Below are 16299 nucleotides of genomic sequence, written 5' to 3' on the forward strand. Positions count from 1 at the left end.
TCACCTCAAAGCGCGTGGGCGGCAGATCGATCACCTGACGGCCTTCGGGCAACACGGTGACGCTGGCTGCCGCGATCAGCCTCCTACATGCATCGCACACCCGCGTCACCGGGTGAATCTCGATGTGATCGGGTTGCGCGACGCGTTTGAGCGTCTTGCCCTTGTGCCCCGGTTGCGCGCCAGGCCTGGCGCCGCTCGTGCCGCGCAATGACTTCGGCTTGCGTCTTGGACCATCGCTTGACGGCGGCTTGCTGGAGTTATGACTGTCCTTCTCAAGCTTTGCCTCAAGCTCGTTCAGACGCCTCACCAGATCAACGATGAGTGCGTCCTTCTGCTCCGGTGTCAGGTCCTTGATGTCGGGCATCTTCGTCATGTCCCTCACTATGCATAGCCTGGTAGCAGTTTACAAGCGCTGAATAGTTACGCGGCGGCAAAGAAAAGTAGGCAAAAGAAGGCGGCTCACACCGCCAACATTTGTTCTTGCCTGAGGGCCCCCGAAGGTTCTTACGCTTCACACGGCAACCACGTGACCCACGTTCGTTGCTAACGCTCTTGCGCTGCGCCTCACCCGCTTCACGCACCCGCGCTTCATCATGCCGTGCCAGATATTCCACGGCCGCCCAGGTGGCAAACTGTGTGTAGGCCGTAGTGCCTCACACGCCTCACTTCGGACCGATTGCGCATGCGTTCCACCCTGTAAGAGCGCTGCCCTATACGACGCGACAACCTACACACAGTTTGCCACCTGGGCGGCACGTACCATTCGCTGCCGCTTGCCCGAGTACGGGTATTCGAAGCGGGTGAGGCGCTCATTCAGCGCGTTGGCAACGAACGCGAACAGGGACGCTGACGTGTGAAGTGTGGGACCGGCTGGGGGCCCTCAGGCAATAACTAGCACTGGCGGTGTGAGCCGCTTTCTTTTGCCTACTTTTCTTTGCGGCGGCAAAGAAAAGTAGGTGCCGCCCCGCACAGGGGCGACGCTTGAAGCGCGAAGGCAATACGCGGATGCTCGCGAAAACGCAAAGCAAACCACCAAGCGTCGCAGACAAAAAACCCCTTCAAACAACACTCTTAGACTGCTTCACAATCGTCAGCGCCGCCGCGATCATCGACCCCATTTCCGCCATATTCCCCGGCACGATCAACGTATTCCCCGCCTTCGCGAGATTCGCAAAAGCATTCACATACTGCTCAGCAACCTTGAGATTCACAGCCTCCATCCCGCCCGTAGACTGAATCGCCGCCGCAATCTTTTGGATTGCCTGAGAATTAGCCTCAGCAACAGCCAGAATCGCCGCCGCCTGGCCTTGCGCCTGGTTAATCGCCGCCTGACGCTCGCCCTCGGACTTCTGGATCGCCGCCTCACGCCCACCCGACGCGATATTGATCTGCTCCTGCTTGCGCCCTTCCGATGCAGCGATCAGCGCGCGCTTCTCGCGTTCCGCCGTGATCTGCGCCTGCATCGAATGGAGAATCTCCTTAGGCGGCGTCAGGTCCTTGATCTCGTAACGCAGCACCTTCACGCCCCAGTTCGACGCGGCTTCGTCGAGCGCCGACACGATCGAATGATTGATGAAGTCGCGCTCCTCGAACGTCTTGTCGAGTTCGAGCTTGCCGATCACCGAACGCAACGTCGTCTGCGACAACTGCGTAATCGCGAACACGAAGTTGCTCGAACCATACGACGCCTTCATCGGATCAGTCACCTGAAAGTACAGCACGCCGTCCACCTGCAACTGCGTGTTGTCGCGCGTGATGCAGACCTGACTCGGCACATCGAGCGGAATTTCCTTGAGCATGTGCTTGTACGCAATCCGGTCGATGAACGGCAGCACGAAGTTCAGGCCCGGCGTGAGCGTCGCGTGATAGCGCCCGAGGCGCTCCATCACCCATGCGTGCTGCTGCGGCACGATCTTGATCGTCTGCGCAGCAACCACGATCACGACAATCAGCAAGACCAGCCCAGCGATGCTCGACGATTCCATTCCTGCCCCCACTCTGTTTTTGAATTGTTGTGCGCGTTCGAATGCGCCTACGTTGCATCGGACGGCTCAAGCCCTCGCCGCCGCATGCCTGCTCGCGACGACGACAAGACAGTTGCCCCGCAGCGCAGTGATTTCATAGAGATTGGCGTCTTCCGGCTCGCCGGGCGCGAGTTCGACTTCCCATGACGCGCCGCGATAACTGGTGCGCGCGTGTCCGTCGTGCCACGCGGACACGGTCAACGTCGAGCCGATATCGAGATTCACGTCGGGATTGCGCGCGGCTTCAGCGCGCGTTTTCGTTTTACGTCCGAAGCGCGACTTGCGCAGCAGGAGCACCGCGGCGAGCGCGACGGCGGCCGCGATGCCGAATTGCAGCGGCAGATCAGCCCCCGCGAGACGCGCCAACGCCGCCGCAATAAAGCCGAGCGCCACCATCAGCAGATAGAACGTGCCGTGCAGCAGTTCGAGCACGATCAGCACGCCTGCGCCGATCCACCAGAACAGTCCACTTTGGAACACTTGCGCCTCCACAAAGCAAAACACCCCGGATCTACCGGGGTGTTTATAGCATGAAGCGTCCAGCTTTTATCGTTCGTAGCAGCACGTTTTACGTACCGCCACAAATCGATGCGTAATGCTTATTTAGCCGTCACCTTCGCCAGCGCCTGCCACGTTTCGATGATCGTGTCCGGGTTCAGCGAGATCGACGCGATGCCTTCCTTCGTCAGCCACTCGGCGAAGTCCGGGTGGTCCGACGGACCCTGGCCGCAAATACCGACGTACTTGTCGAGACGCAGGCACGTTTCGATCGCACGCTTCAGCAGGAACTTGATGGCGGGATCGCGCTCGTCGAAGTCCGCTGCCAGCAGTTCCATGCCGGAGTCGCGGTCGAGGCCGAGCGTCAATTGCGTCAGATCGTTCGAACCGATCGAGAAGCCGTCGAAGTACTGCAGGAACTCTTCAGCCAGAATCGCGTTCGACGGCACTTCGCACATCATGATCAGGCGCAGGCCGTTTTCGCCGCGCTTCAGACCGTACTTCGCGAGCAGGCCAACCACGCGCTCCGCCTGCTTCAGCGTCCGCACGAACGGCACCATGATCTCGACGTTGTCGAGGCCCATCTCTTCCCGCACGCGCTTGAGCGCGATGCACTCCATTTCGAACGCCTGCGCGAAGTCTTCAGAGATGTAACGCGATGCGCCGCGGAAGCCCAGCATCGGGTTTTCCTCGTCCGGCTCGTAGCGCGAACCGCCGATCAGCTTCTTGTACTCGTTCGACTTGAAGTCCGACAGACGCACGATCACGGGCTTCGGATAGAACGCCGCGCCGATCGTCGCGATGCCTTCCGTCAGCTTGTCGACATAGAAGGCACGCGGCGATGCATGACCGCGCGCGACGCTTTCGACAGCCTTCTTCAGATCCTGATCGATGTTCGGGTATTCGAGAATCGCCTTCGGGTGAACGCCGATGTTGTTGTTGATGATGAACTCGAGGCGGGCGAGACCGACGCCCTTGTTCGGTAGCTGCGCGAAGTCGAACGCGAGCTGCGGATTGCCGACGTTCATCATGATCTTGACGGGAATTTCCGGCAGTTCGCCACGCTGAATTTCCGTCACTTCCGTTTCGAGCAGACCGTCGTAGATCTTGCCTTCGTCGCCTTCCGCGCACGATACCGTGACGAGCGCGCCTTCCTTCAGCACGTCCGACGCGTCGCCGCAACCCACGACGGCGGGCACACCCAGCTCACGCGCGATGATCGCCGCGTGGCAGGTACGGCCGCCACGGTTCGTGACGATCGCGGCTGCGCGCTTCATCACGGGTTCCCAGTTCGGGTCGGTCATATCTGCGACCAGCACGTCGCCCGGCTGCACGCGCTCCATTTCCGACGGATCGTGAATCACGCGCACGGGGCCCGCGCCGATCTTCTGGCCGATCGCGCGGCCCGTCGCCAGCACCTGCGACTGGCCCTTCAGCTTGAAGCGCTGCTCGGCCTTGTTGCCGCCCTGGCTCTTCACCGTTTCCGGACGCGCCTGCAAGATGAAAATCTTGCCGTCGCGGCCGTCCTTGCCCCACTCGATGTCCATCGGACGCTGGTAGTGCTTTTCGATGATGACCGCGTACTTCGCCAGTTCGATCACGTCTTCGTCGGTGATCGAGAAGCGGTTGCGCTGCTCGTGCGGCACGTCGACGGTCTTCACGCGGCCTTCTTCGCCCGCCTTCGTGAATTCCATCTTGATGAGCTTCGAGCCGATCGAACGGCGGATGATCGGGTATTTGTTCTGCGCGAGCGTGGTCTTGAAGACGTAGAACTCGTCCGGATTCACCGCGCCTTGCACGACGGTTTCACCGAGGCCATAGCTCGAGGTGATGAAGACTGCGTCCTTGAAGCCCGATTCCGTATCGAGGGTGAACATCACGCCCGCTGCGCCGACGTCCGAGCGCACCATGCGCTGCACGCCCGCCGACAACGCCACTTCAGCATGCGTGAAGCCCTTGTGGACGCGATAGGAGATGGCGCGGTCGTTGTAGAGCGACGCGAACACGTGCTTCATCCGATCGAGCACGTCTTCGACGCCGACCACGTTCAGGTAGCTTTCCTGCTGACCGGCAAACGATGCGTCCGGCAGGTCTTCCGCCGTGGCCGACGAGCGCACCGCGAACGACAGTTCTTCAGGCGAGCTCTTTTGCAGCGTGTCGAAGCCTGCGCGGATTTCCTGTTCGAGACGCGCCTGCATCGGGGCGTCGACGATCCATTGACGGATCTCCTTGCCCGCAGCGGCGAGTGCCTTCACGTCGTCGACGTCGAGCGTCTCGAGACGTTGGGCGATGCGTTCGGTCAGGTTGTTGTAATGCAGAAAGTCGCGGAATGCGAGCGCCGTCGTGGCGAAACCCGTCGGGACGCGCACGCCGGCTTCGGCGAGCTGACTGATCATCTCGCCGAGCGAAGCATTCTTGCCGCCGACGATTTCCACGTCGGTCATCCGCAACTGCTCGAATGGAACTACATACGCCTGATCCTTAGCAACGTTAACTGCGTTAGTCATACAAGCCCCTAAGTGGAAAAAAATGCTCGATTGCGCAAGTGGGCTCGAACACGAGGCGCTCATTGAGAGCGTTGACTCGTGCCTTGCGCAACCTGTTGGAGAAACAATCGCAGAAGGCTTTATGCCCGGCACGAAGGCCGACGAAGCGGAGGATTGAACGAACTTGCAGCGTTGCCGTGCAACTTACGAACAAATCACGACGCAATCAAAGAGCGATAACAGATAGTTACACGCGATTTGGCTGCAATTGCTTATCCAACAGGTTGCCGCTATTCTACCGTGCCGACTCTCAAAATGTGACAGTCGGACGAGAAATGCGCCCAGGACGGCGCGCGCGGCTTGCCGCCGGGGTTTGCGTGACAACCGCGGCTGTCATCCGGGCCACGCGTCAGCCTTTTACCCGTTCCGGGCGCACGCTGCGCCGCGTGTCGTATCGTGTTGCGCCGCTGCCGTTTTCCGGCCAGCCACCGGGCAGCGCGCGCCACGCGGCAATGTCTGATTCGAGCGGATTTTGACGCTCATGTTCCCTGCCCACTGATGCCGCCAACCGTATTCATCGTCTCCGACGGTACCGGGATCACTGCCGAAACCTTCGCGCATTCGATCCTCTCCCAGTTCGACCAGAAGTTCCGTCTGGTCCGCGTGCCCTTCGTCGATTCGACGGAAAAAGCCTACGCCACGCTCGAAAAGATCAACGAAGCCGCTCATCACGAAGGCCGCCGCCCGATCGTCTTCACGACGCTCGTGAACAGCGCGTCGAACCAGATCGTGAAGGATTCGAACGCGCTCGTGCTGGACATGTTCCAGACCTTCGTCGAGCCGCTCGAACAGGAACTGGAGCTGAAGTCGAGCCACGCGATGGGCCGCGGCCACCAGAACGCCGACACCGAGGAGTACAAGAACCGGATCGAGGCGATCAACTTCTCGCTCGCGCATGACGACGGCCAGTCCAATCGCAATCTGGAAGAAGCCGACGTGATCCTCGTTGGCGTGTCGCGCAGCGGCAAGACGCCAACCAGCCTGTATCTGGCGATGCAGTACGGCGTGAAGGCGGCAAACTATCCGCTGATCCCCGAAGACTTCGAGCGCGGCAAGCTGCCGACGCCGCTGCTCGCGCATCGCACGAAGATGTTCGGCTTGTCGATCGATCCTCAACGGCTTTCGGAAATCCGCAACGAGCGGCGCCCCGGCAGCAAGTACGCGGCGCTCGAAAACTGCCGCTACGAGATCAACGAAGCCGAGACGATGATGCGGCGCGAAGGGGTCAAGTGGCTCTCGTCGACGCACAAGTCGATCGAGGAAATCGCGACGACGATCCTGCAGGAAATCAAGCTGGACCGGTCGTCGTATTGATGGCGATGCGGTGAATTCAGCCGGCAGCGCGCTGCTGCCGGCACTGCTCGAAAAGACACACGGCGGCGGCCGCCGCGACATTGAGCGACTCCATCCCACCCGGCTGTGGAATCGTCACGCGGTATGTCACTGCGTCGCGCCACGCCTGCGAGACACCCGCCCCTTCATTGCCGAACACCCACGCGACAGGCCCCGACAGATCGGTGTCGTAGATCGCCTGCGCGCCATGCGAGTCCGTGATCGCGACTGGCACGCCGAGCCGTTCGATCAGCGTCTGCGGCTCAACGTCCTCGTGAATCTGCAGCAGAAAATGCGCACCCATCCCTGAGCGCAGCACCTTCGACGACCACGCGTACGCGGTGCCCGGCGCGCAGAACACATGACCAATGCCCGCTGCCGCCGCGCTGCGCAGAATCGAACCGACATTGCCCGCATCCTGCACGCCGTCGAGCACGACGCAACCCTGCATCACGCGCTCGGGCAACGGCAGGTCGAGCTTCTCGACGAGCAGCAACAGGCCGACGCCGTTGACGACATTCGACAGTTGTCCAAACAGCGCATCGGGCAGTGTGACGATGCGCCGTTCCTCGATCCGTGCGACGAGCGCCTGCGCTTCATCGTGGCGCAGCGCGCCTTCCGTGACGACGCACATTTCCGGCTGGCCAGCGACGTCGAGATACGCGCTCGCGAGGTGAAACCCTTCGAGCAGCGCATGGCCGCTCTTGCGCTGTTGATGCGTCGAGCCGGCCAATGCCTTCAGACGCTTGTAGAGCGGATTGTCCCGCGAGGTGATGGCTTTCACAGGCAGCACGAAGAGAATAGCGGTGAAAAGAAAAGCGCCCGCAGGCGCTTGATCGTGTTTTGCGTGGCGTCAGAACGGCGCGCTGTCGTCGGCGAGGAATGCATCGTCGGCGGCTGCGGGCGGCACGACTATCACGCCTTTCGGCAAACCGTTGCCTGTGCCGAGCCGCAAATGCGCCTCACGTACGGGCGCGAACGAGCGCCGGTGATGCTCGCACGGACCATGCTCGCGCAACGCCGTCAGATGCTGCGGCGTGCCGTAGCCGGCGTGCGCATCGAAGCCATATACCGGGAACATCTGATGCAGTTCGAGCAGCATCCGGTCGCGCGTGACTTTCGCGAGAATCGACGCGGCCGAAATGCACGGCACGAGCGCGTCACCGCCAATGATCGCCTCGCTGCGGATGCTCAGCGTCGGACAGCGGTTGCCGTCGATCTTCGCCAGCGTCGGCGTGACCTTCAGGCCTTCGACTGCGCGCTTCATCGCGAGCATGGTTGCGTGCAGGATGTTCAGCGCGTCGATTTCCTCGACGGAAGCCGACGCGACGCAATACGCGAGCGAACGCTCGATGATCTTCTCATAGAGTTCGTCGCGCTTTTTCGCCGTCAGCGCCTTGGAATCGTCAAGGCCGCGAATGCGCGGCTTCGACGGATCGAAAATCACGGCGGCAGCCACCACGGGCCCGGCCAGCGGACCGCGCCCCGCTTCGTCGACGCCGCAAATGATGTCTTCCGGCGACGAAAAATCGAGGCCGCCCTGGTCCGTTTTCTTCGCCGATGCCTTGCGGCGCGACGCAGCCACGGCCGTTGCGCGGGTCATGGACGCCCCCGGCGCGCTTCAATGACGGCGACGACCGCTTCCGCAGCCCGCTGCGCGGTGTTCTGCTTGAGCACGTGATGCATCTCGGTGAAAATTTCCGTCAGCGTGCGCCGGTTTGCGTCGTCGCGCAACTGGGTCAGCGTGGCGTCCGCCAGCGCTTCAGGCGTCGCGAAGTGCTGCAGGATCTCCGGCACGACGAAACGCCCCGCTAGAATATTCGGCAAGCCGACGTACGGCAGATAACCCTGCCGGCGCATGATCTGTCCCGTCAGCCAGGGCACCTTGTACGAGATCACCATCGGTTTCTTCAGCAGCGCGGCTTCCAGCGTGACCGTGCCGCTTTTCACGAGAATCGCGTCGGCGGCCGTCATCGCGATCTGCGCGTTGCCGTCCGTCAGCGTCAGCGGCAGCTTCGGATGCGCTTCGACGAGCGGCTTCAGCAGATCGCGCAGCGCCGGCGTCGCTGCCGGCATCACGAAACGCACGCCCGGTTCGCGCTGCAACATCAGTTCCATTGCGTCGAAGAACGTCGGGCCGATCAGCGAGATTTCCGAGCGCCGGCTGCCCGGCAGCACGGCGATCACCGGGCCGCTTTCGGGCAGGCCGAGCACGCGGCGCGCGCCTGCCGTGTCCGGTTCGAGCGGAATCTCGTCAGCGAGCGGATGCCCGACATAGGTCGCCGTCACGCCCGATTTCTCGAGCAGCGCCTTTTCGAACGGGAACACGCACAGCATGTGATCGACGGCCTTGACGATCTTCTTGATGCGGCCGCCGCGCCACGCCCAGATCGACGGGCAGACGAAGTGAATGGTCGGAATACCCGCGTCGCGCAGCGGATGCTCGAGGCCGAAGTTGAAGTCGGGCGCATCGACGCCGATAAAGGCGGACGGCGGCTCGGCCAGCAGCTGGCGCTTCAGCTCGTTGCGAATGCCGAGAATTTCGGGAATGTGCTTCAGCGCTTCGACATAGCCGCGCACCGACAGCTTTTCCATCGGAAAATGCGCGTCGAAGCCCTTCGCGATCATGCGCGGGCCGCCAATACCGAAGTACTGCGTGGTGTCAGGCAGACGGGCGGCGAGCCCGTCCAGCAACGAAGCCGCCAGCAGATCGCCCGACGGCTCGCCGGCCACCATTGCGAGCCGTAGCGGACTGGTAGGCAACGGCATCGGTTAGCGGATGATGCCGCGCTGCGACTGCTCGACGAACTCGACGAGCGCGCGTACCGGCTCGTCGCCGTCGCCGCCCGCCGTCGCGAGCTCGCGCAACTGCACTTTCGCCTCTTCGAGCGACAGACCGTTCTTGTACAGCAGACGGTAGGCCGAGCGCAGCGCCGAAATCGCATCCGGCGAAAAGCCACGGCGGCGCAGCCCTTCTACGTTGATGCCGTGCGGCTCCGCCTTGTTGCCCGCCGCGATCACGAACGGCGGAATATCCTGCACGAGCGCCGACGCGCCGCCCAGCATCGAATGCGCGCCGATCCGCACGAACTGGTGCACGCCCGACATGCCGCCGACGATCGCGTGATCGCCGATGATCACGTGGCCCGCCATCTGCGCGTTGCTCGACAGGATCACGTTGCTGCCGATCTGGCAGTCGTGGCCAATATGCACGTAGGCCATGATCCAGTTGTCGTCGCCGAGCGTCGTGGTGCCCTTGTCCTGCACGGTGCCCGTGTGGATCGTGGTGAACTCGCGGATCGTGTTGCGATTGCCGATCACGAGCTGCGTCGGCTCGTCCCGGTACTTCATGTCCTGCGGACGCCCGCCGACCGATGCGTAATGACCGATCCGGTTGTCTTCGCCGATCGTCGTGTGGCCTTCGACCACGCTGTGCGAACCGACGGTCGTGCGTGCGCCGATCGTGACGTGCGCGCCGACAACGGCGTACGGTCCGATTTCGACCGATTCGTCGAGCTGTGCGCCCGACTCGATGATCGCAGTAGGATGAATCCTGCTCATGCGCCCTCGCTAGTATTTCCGCGTATCAGTTACATGGCGCCGATGACGCTGCGGCGTCATCCGACGCGTTGAAGCGGTCACGATGCAACCCGTTTTGTGACCGCTCAAGGTTTCGATGGTTCTGCCTCGCGCGTTGCCGGACACACCGTTCACGGCTGCCCGGCCGCTGGCATTACTCGCTGTCCGTCTGGCGCACCGCGCACATCAGGTCGGCTTCGGCAGCCACCTGGCCGTCCACTTCCGCGCGCGCCTTGAACTTCCAGATGCCGCGCATATGGCGCTCGAACGTGACGTTCAGGATCAGCTGGTCGCCCGGCTCGACGACCCGCTTGAAGCGCGCATTGTCGATGCCGACGAACAGGTACAGCGTGTTGTTCGGATCGTGCGGCTCTTCCGCGAAGGTCAAGAGCGCTGCCGTCTGCGCGAGCGCTTCCAGAATCAGCACGCCAGGCATAACCGGGCGCTTCGGGAAGTGACCCATGAAGTACGGTTCGTTGATCGACACATTCTTCAGCGCTTTGATGCTCTTGTGCGGCTCGAGTTCGAGCACCCGATCGACCAGCAGGATCGGATAGCGGTGCGGCAGCAGCGTGAGAATCTTGTGAATGTCGAGATTGATTTTTTCGGTGCTCATGGTGTTTCTGCTCACGCAAGGGTTGCGCGATGATGACTGCGAATGCTGGGTGCAAGGGGCTGGATGATGACGACGCGCCCTGCCGCCCGTTCCTGTTCCGGCTGCGCGCGATCCGGGGGCCGCGCGCGCCGGCGTTTCCTTCCGGTCGTGCCTATGGTGCCCGAGATGCTTACGCCTTGTCTCCGGAGGCGCTGGCGACTGCGGCTTCGAGCGCCTTGATGCGATCGCGCAACTTGTCGAGGTTGCGCATCAACGCGGCACTCTTGTTCCAGTCGGCATGGTCGACGGCCGGGAATGCGCTCGTGTACATGCCGGGCTTCAGAAGCGACTTCGATACACCCGACTGTGCGGTAACGATTACGTAGTCGGCCAGCGTGACGTGGCCGGCAATGCCGACCGCGCCGCCGATCATGCAGTGACGGCCGATCGTCGTGCTGCCCGCGATGCCCGCACAGCCGGCGATCACCGTGTAGGCGCCGATCTTGCAGTTGTGGGCGATCTGCACGAGGTTGTCGATCTTCACGCATTCTTCGATGACAGTATCGGCCATCGCGCCGCGGTCGATCGTGGTATTTGCACCGATTTCGACGTCCGGTCCGATCGACACGCCGCCAACCTGCGGAATCTTGACCCAGCTGCCCGTGCGCGCATCGCCTTCGCCGACGAAGTCCGGCGCAAAACCAAAGCCATCCGAGCCGATCACCGCGCCCGCGTGGATGATGGCGCGCTCGCCGATCTTGCAGCCGTGATACACGGCGACGTTCGGATATAGATGCGAGCCCGCCGCGATCTGCGTACCGCGCCCGACGAACACGTTCGCGTCGAGACGCACGTTTTCGCCGATCGACACGCCCGCTTCGACCGTCACATTCGGGCCGATCACGGCGCTCGCGGCGATCTGCGCGGACGGGTCGATGGTTGCGCCCGGATGCACGCCAGGTTTCGCCTTCGGCGAGGCCATGTCGATGAAGGCCTGCGCGAGGCGCGCGAAGTAAGCGTAGGGATTCGGCGTGACGATGAAATTACGACCGTCGCGCGACGTGACCTTCTCCAGATCCGCCGCGTTGATCAGCACCGCGCCCGCGCGCGTCGACTCGACTTGCGCCAGATACTTCGGGTTGGCGAGAAACGCCAGTTGATCGGGGCCAGCCTGATCGAGCGGCGCCAGATTGCCGACGCGGTGCGCGCGATCGCCGACGATCTCTCCGCCGAACTGCTGGACGATCTCCTCGAGCGTGAATGCCATGCGTGTACTGCTCCTGCTGTTCAGTTGCCTAACTTGCGCGCTTTTCCCGGATCTCGCGCGCGCCGGAAGGTGTGCGCCGGACGGCTGGCGTGGGCGCCGTCCGGCCCGGCTTCAATTGCCCGATGCCGCCAGCGCCTTCAGCACCTGGTCGGTGATGTCGATACGCGGGCTGACATAGACGGCTTCCTGCACGATCAGATCGTAGTGTTGCTGCTCGGCGATCTGCTTGATGACCTTGTTCGCGCGGTCGAGCACGGCCGCCAGTTCTTCATTGCGGCGCTGGTTCAGGTCTTCGCGGAATTCGCGCTGCTTGCGCTGGAAATCCGTGTCGAGCTGCGACAAGTCGCGCTGCTTCTGCGCGCGATCGGCCGGCGCCAGCGACGCGCCGTTCTTGTCGAGCGAGTCGGACAGCGACTTCAGACGCTGCGCCATGTCCTGCAGGTCCTTGTCGCGCTTCGCGAACTCCGCTTCGAGCTTGGTCTGCGCCGCTTTCGCCGCCGCCGACTCACGCAGGATGCGATCCGAATTCACCGCGGCGATTCGCGCTTCCTGCGCCAGCGCGGCGTTCGCCGCGCCCACGCCGAGCGTCATGGCAAGCGCCATTGCACACGCCACACGCTTCGAAAACATACCAGTTAGCAAAGTCATCCTCTCGATGCTGTAAGGGGTTCCAGTTCTGGTGCGCGCGATCAGAACGCCGTCCCGATCTGGAACTGGAACTTCTGATACTGGTCGCCCGTATGTTTCTGCAGCGGGAAGCCCAACGACAGCTTGAGCGGCCCGATCGGCGAAATCCACGCGAGACCGACACCGTAGCCGTAACGCAGACCGTTCGAACCCGTCGTCGTCGTGCCGCCCTGACCCGGATCGCCCCAGACGTTACCAGCGTCGATGAACGTGAACACCCGCAGCGTGCGGTCATAGCCCGTACCCGGCAGCGGGAACGTCAGTTCGATGTTACTGACGAACATCTTGTTGCCGCCGATCGGGTCGTTCGTCGTCGCGTCGCGCGGACCCAGCGAGCTCGGTTCATAGCCACGAACCGAGCCGATACCGCCCGCGTAGTAGTTCTTGAAGATCGGGTAGGCGTTGCCGATACCGTTGCCGTAGCCGCCCTGTACGTTGAAGCCCAGCACGAAGCCGCGCGAGAACGAGTAATAGTACTGCGCCTGCAAGTCGGCCTTGTAATACTGGACGCCGCCCAGCGGCGTGCCGTATTCGGCGTTCGCCTGCGTGAAGTAACCACGGCTCGGCACCAGCGCGCTGTCACGCGCATCGCGCGACCAGCCGACTGTCAGCGGCACGTTGTTCGACACGCGGCCGAAGTCCTGCACGTAGTTCTTGTAGGCCTGCGGCGTGTTCGCGTCGACGTCGAGCGTGTTCTGCTCGAAGCCCGCGCCGAAGTACACCGTGTCCACTTCCGAAAACGGAATACCGAACTTCAGGTCGCCACCCATCGTGACGATACGGAAGCTCGAATCCGTCGAGTAGTACAGCGGCTCGTACGTGCGGTAGTAGAGATCGGTAATGCGCTTGATGCCGTCGACCGTGAAATACGGGTCGACCTGCGTCACCGTCAACGTACGGTATGTCTTCGCGGTGTTCACGTTCACCGAGAGGCTCGTGCCCGAACCGAACACGTTGTCCTGCGACACGCCCGCCGACAGCACCACCTTGTCCGTCGACGAGAAGCCCGCGCCCAGCGTGATCGCGCCCGTCGGCTTTTCGGCGACCTTCACGTCGACGTCCACCTGGTCCGGCGTGCCTTCGACGGGAATCGTCGTCACGTCCACGTCCGTGAAGTAGCCGAGACGGTTGATACGGTCTTTCGACAGCGCGAGGCGGTTCGAATCGAACCACGAGCTTTCGAGCTGGCGCATTTCACGGCGCACGACTTCGTCACGCGTACGCGTATTGCCGACCACGTTGATGCGGCGCACGTACACGCGGCGGCTCGGATCGACCTGCAGCGTCAGGTCGACCTTGTGATGCTCCTGGTCGATCTGCGGCAGCGCGTTCACGGTCGCGAACGCATAGCCGTATTCGCCGAGCTTGTCGACGATCGCCTTCGTCGTGGCCTGCAGTTTTTCAGCAGAGAACTTGTCGCCCGGTTTGATCTTGATCAGTTTGTTCAGCTCGGCTTCGCGGTCGAGCAGATTGCCCGCGAGCTTGATGCTGTTGATCGTGTACGGCTCGCCTTCATGCAGCGTCACCGTCAGATACATGTCCTTCTTGTCGGGCGTGATCGACACCTGCGTCGACTCGATGTTGAACTCGAGATAGCCGCGGTTCAGGTAGTACGAGCGAACGTTCTCGAGGTCGCCCGTGAGCTTTTCTTTCGAATACAGATCGTTCTTCGTGTACCACGAGAACCAGTTCGGCGTGGACAGCTGCATCTCGTCGCGCAGCGTGCCCGTGCTGAACGACTTGTTGCCGATGAAGTTGATCTGGCGGATCTTCGCGCTCGGACCTTCGATCACGGCGAACAGGACCGCAACACGGTTGCGATCGATCGGCGTGATCGTAGTCGTGACTTCAGCTGCGTAGAAACCGCGCGTCAGATACTGGCGCTTCAGTTCCTGTTCGGCCTTGTCGACGAGCGCCTTGTCGTAATAGCGGCCCTGCGAGAGGCCGACGGCGCGCAGCGCCTTGATCAGGTTGTCCTTCTCGAACTCGTGCAGGCCGGAGAAGTCGATCGTGCCGATGGCGGGACGCTCGAGCACCTGGACCACCACGACCTCGCCTTCCGTGGCGATCTTCACGTCGTTGAAGAAGCCCGTTGCGTACAACGCGCGAATGGCTTCGGAAGCCTTTTCGTCGGTAAACGTATCGCCTTGCTTGATGGGAAGATAGGAGAACACCGTGCCGGGTTCTACCCGTTGCAGCCCTTCGATCCGAATGTCTTTCACCACAAAAGGTGTCGTCGCGTGAGCTACCAGCCCATGCGCGGCGATTGCCGCGGCTACAACCGTCTTTGGAACAAAGCGATGAGGTTTAAACAACGTGCTTCCCCAGTGTGTATAGCTGCATCAGGTCAGGCGGGCGCCATCGTACGCCGCCAGACACTTTAAAAATGGATTAAACGAGCAAGATCGTTGAACAGCGCGATCGCCGACAAGGCGACGATACAAGCCAGTCCCGCTCTTTGAAGAACGAGCTGCCAGCGATCGGATACAGCTTTGCCGGTAACAGCTTCAACCAGATAATATAACAGATGCCCCCCGTCCAATACCGGTATTGGTAAAAGGTTGAGCACGCCGAGGCTTATGCTGACAAGCGCAAGGAACGACAGGAATGCTGACGGACCGAGTCTCGCGCTCTTGCCTGCATAGTCCGCGATGGTCACGGGACCGGACAGATTCTTCAACGACGCTTCGCCGACGATCATCCGGCCGAACATCCGCACCGAGTACACAGCAAGGTCCCACGTGCGATGCGCGCCGAGGCGCACGCTGTCGACAGGACCATAACGGACGTCGATGGACGGCACCTGCGTCGCGAGCTCAGCGCCGATGCGGCCGATGGGTTGCCCCGTCGTTTCGTCGCGCTGTGCGCCCGGCACGATGGTTAGATTCTGTAATGCACCCGCCTGCTGATTCTTCGCGCCGCGCTCGATTTGCAGCACGATCGGCTTGCCCGCGTGCGACTTGATGTAGCTGATGAAGGTGGTCGCGTTGTCGGCGGGATGACCGTCGACGGCGCGAATCCGGTCGCCCGCCAGCAGTCCCGCCTGCAAGGCCGCGCTGCCCGGCTGCACGCCCGCCACCGACAACGTCCCGCCACCCGGCTCGAAACCGAGGTGTGACATGAAGTCGTCATCGACTTCCTTGTCGGAAAGATTTTGCAAGTCGAGCGGGAAGTCGAACGTGCCGTGCGTGTCCTTCGCGGTCAGCACGACGCGCTTGTGATCGAACGCGGCGCCGAGCAGCTTCCAGCGCAGATCGGACCACGAGCGCACGGGTTCCGATTCGCCCGCATTCGCATCGCGCACGGCAACCACCGTCTCGCCGCCGTCGAAGCCCGCGCGCGCGGCGGCCGTCTCGACAGCGGGCGCCGCGACGATCGCCGCGGGCTCGGTGACGCCCGTCGCGAACACGGCTGCGAACAGCACGATGGCAAGAATGAAGTTGGCGATCGGGCCGGCCGCCACGATCGCGATGCGCTTGCCGACCGATTGACGGTTGAACGCGCGCGGCAGGTCTTCGGGCGCAATGGGCGCGCCCTCTTCGCGCTCGTCGAGCATCTTGACGTAGCCGCCGAGCGGCAGCGCCGCGATGGTCCACTCGGTACCCGTCTTCTTGCTGACCCAGCGCGCGAGCGGCTTGCCGAAGCCAATCGAAAAGCGCAACACCTTGACGCCGCACAAGCGAGCGATGCTGTAGTGGCCATACTCATGGACGACCACCAGTACGCCAATCGCGACTGCGAAGGCGACCAGTTCGATCAGCAGGTTCATAA

14 protein-coding genes are annotated in these 16299 nt (G+C 62.3%); 1 reads left to right on the top strand and 13 read right to left on the bottom strand.

Translation table 11 applies throughout. The features are described from left to right. From SB822_RS02705 to ppsA, 4 genes are all read right to left on the bottom strand, one after another. Window positions 1–373, bottom strand: a 373-nt coding sequence (locus SB822_RS02705) for a DUF6444 domain-containing protein (protein WP_410854087.1), incomplete at its 3' end; no start/stop codon positions are given. A 685-nt stretch (window positions 374–1058) separates the two neighbouring features. Then, window positions 1059–1985 (bottom strand): SPFH domain-containing protein, encoded by a 927-nt coding sequence (locus SB822_RS02710; RefSeq protein WP_090835820.1) that lies wholly within the window; start codon window positions 1983–1985, stop codon window positions 1059–1061. A 66-nt stretch (window positions 1986–2051) separates the two neighbouring features. Next, complete coding sequence (locus SB822_RS02715; protein ID WP_007749442.1) at window positions 2052–2504, bottom strand: NfeD family protein; 453 nt, start codon at window positions 2502–2504, stop codon at window positions 2052–2054. A 119-nt stretch (window positions 2505–2623) separates the two neighbouring features. Then, a complete protein-coding gene (gene ppsA / locus SB822_RS02720) occupies window positions 2624–5029 on the bottom strand; it encodes a phosphoenolpyruvate synthase (protein WP_090835821.1) in 2406 nt (801 codons plus the stop codon). A 537-nt stretch (window positions 5030–5566) separates the two neighbouring features. Between ppsA and SB822_RS02725 the strand changes: the two genes are divergently transcribed. Continuing rightward, window positions 5567–6382 carry a pyruvate, water dikinase regulatory protein gene (locus tag SB822_RS02725; RefSeq protein ID WP_007585382.1) on the top strand — a complete coding sequence of 272 codons (816 nt, stop codon included), beginning with the start codon at window positions 5567–5569 and terminating at the stop codon, window positions 6380–6382. Window positions 6383–6398: 16 nt separating this feature from the next. Here SB822_RS02725 and SB822_RS02730 read toward each other — a convergent pair whose 3' ends face one another. The 9 genes from SB822_RS02730 to rseP all read right to left on the bottom strand — a co-directional run bounded on the left by SB822_RS02730 (window position 6399) and on the right by rseP (window position 16297). Next, a complete protein-coding gene (locus tag SB822_RS02730) occupies window positions 6399–7184 on the bottom strand; it encodes a TrmH family RNA methyltransferase (RefSeq protein ID WP_090835877.1) in 786 nt (261 codons plus the stop codon). A 69-nt stretch (window positions 7185–7253) separates the two neighbouring features. Further along, window positions 7254–8003, bottom strand: coding sequence for a ribonuclease HII (rnhB, locus tag SB822_RS02735; protein WP_244144567.1), 750 nt, complete (start codon window positions 8001–8003; stop codon window positions 7254–7256). Beyond that, the gene (lpxB, locus tag SB822_RS02740) at window positions 8000–9169 is read right to left on the bottom strand and encodes a lipid-A-disaccharide synthase (protein ID WP_090835822.1); all 1170 of its coding nucleotides are present in this window, start codon (window positions 9167–9169) and stop codon (window positions 8000–8002) included. Before lpxB ends, rnhB begins: the two co-directional genes overlap by 4 nt. Before the next feature lie 3 nt (window positions 9170–9172). After that, window positions 9173–9961 (bottom strand): acyl-ACP--UDP-N-acetylglucosamine O-acyltransferase, encoded by a 789-nt coding sequence (gene lpxA, locus SB822_RS02745; RefSeq protein WP_090835823.1) that lies wholly within the window; start codon window positions 9959–9961, stop codon window positions 9173–9175. 172 nt (window positions 9962–10133) lie between these two features. Then, window positions 10134–10595 (bottom strand): 3-hydroxyacyl-ACP dehydratase FabZ, encoded by a 462-nt coding sequence (gene fabZ, locus SB822_RS02750; protein WP_007585391.1) that lies wholly within the window; start codon window positions 10593–10595, stop codon window positions 10134–10136. A gap of 169 nt (window positions 10596–10764) precedes the next feature. Further along, window positions 10765–11841 carry a UDP-3-O-(3-hydroxymyristoyl)glucosamine N-acyltransferase gene (gene lpxD, locus SB822_RS02755; protein ID WP_090835824.1) on the bottom strand — a complete coding sequence of 359 codons (1077 nt, stop codon included), beginning with the start codon at window positions 11839–11841 and terminating at the stop codon, window positions 10765–10767. A gap of 111 nt (window positions 11842–11952) precedes the next feature. After that, window positions 11953–12444, bottom strand: coding sequence for an OmpH family outer membrane protein (locus SB822_RS02760; protein WP_007585396.1), 492 nt, complete (start codon window positions 12442–12444; stop codon window positions 11953–11955). 86 nt (window positions 12445–12530) lie between these two features. Beyond that, entirely contained in the window at window positions 12531–14843 is a 2313-nt protein-coding gene (bamA, locus tag SB822_RS02765; RefSeq protein ID WP_007585398.1) for an outer membrane protein assembly factor BamA, read from the bottom strand. Between the two features lie 65 nt (window positions 14844–14908). Continuing rightward, the gene (gene rseP, locus SB822_RS02770; protein WP_090835825.1) at window positions 14909–16297 is read right to left on the bottom strand and encodes an RIP metalloprotease RseP; all 1389 of its coding nucleotides are present in this window, start codon (window positions 16295–16297) and stop codon (window positions 14909–14911) included. Between the last annotated feature and the right edge of the window lie 2 nt (window positions 16298–16299).

Source organism: Paraburkholderia sp. SIMBA_054, from assembly GCF_046534875.1.
GTDB lineage: Bacteria > Pseudomonadota > Gammaproteobacteria > Burkholderiales > Burkholderiaceae > Paraburkholderia > Paraburkholderia hospita.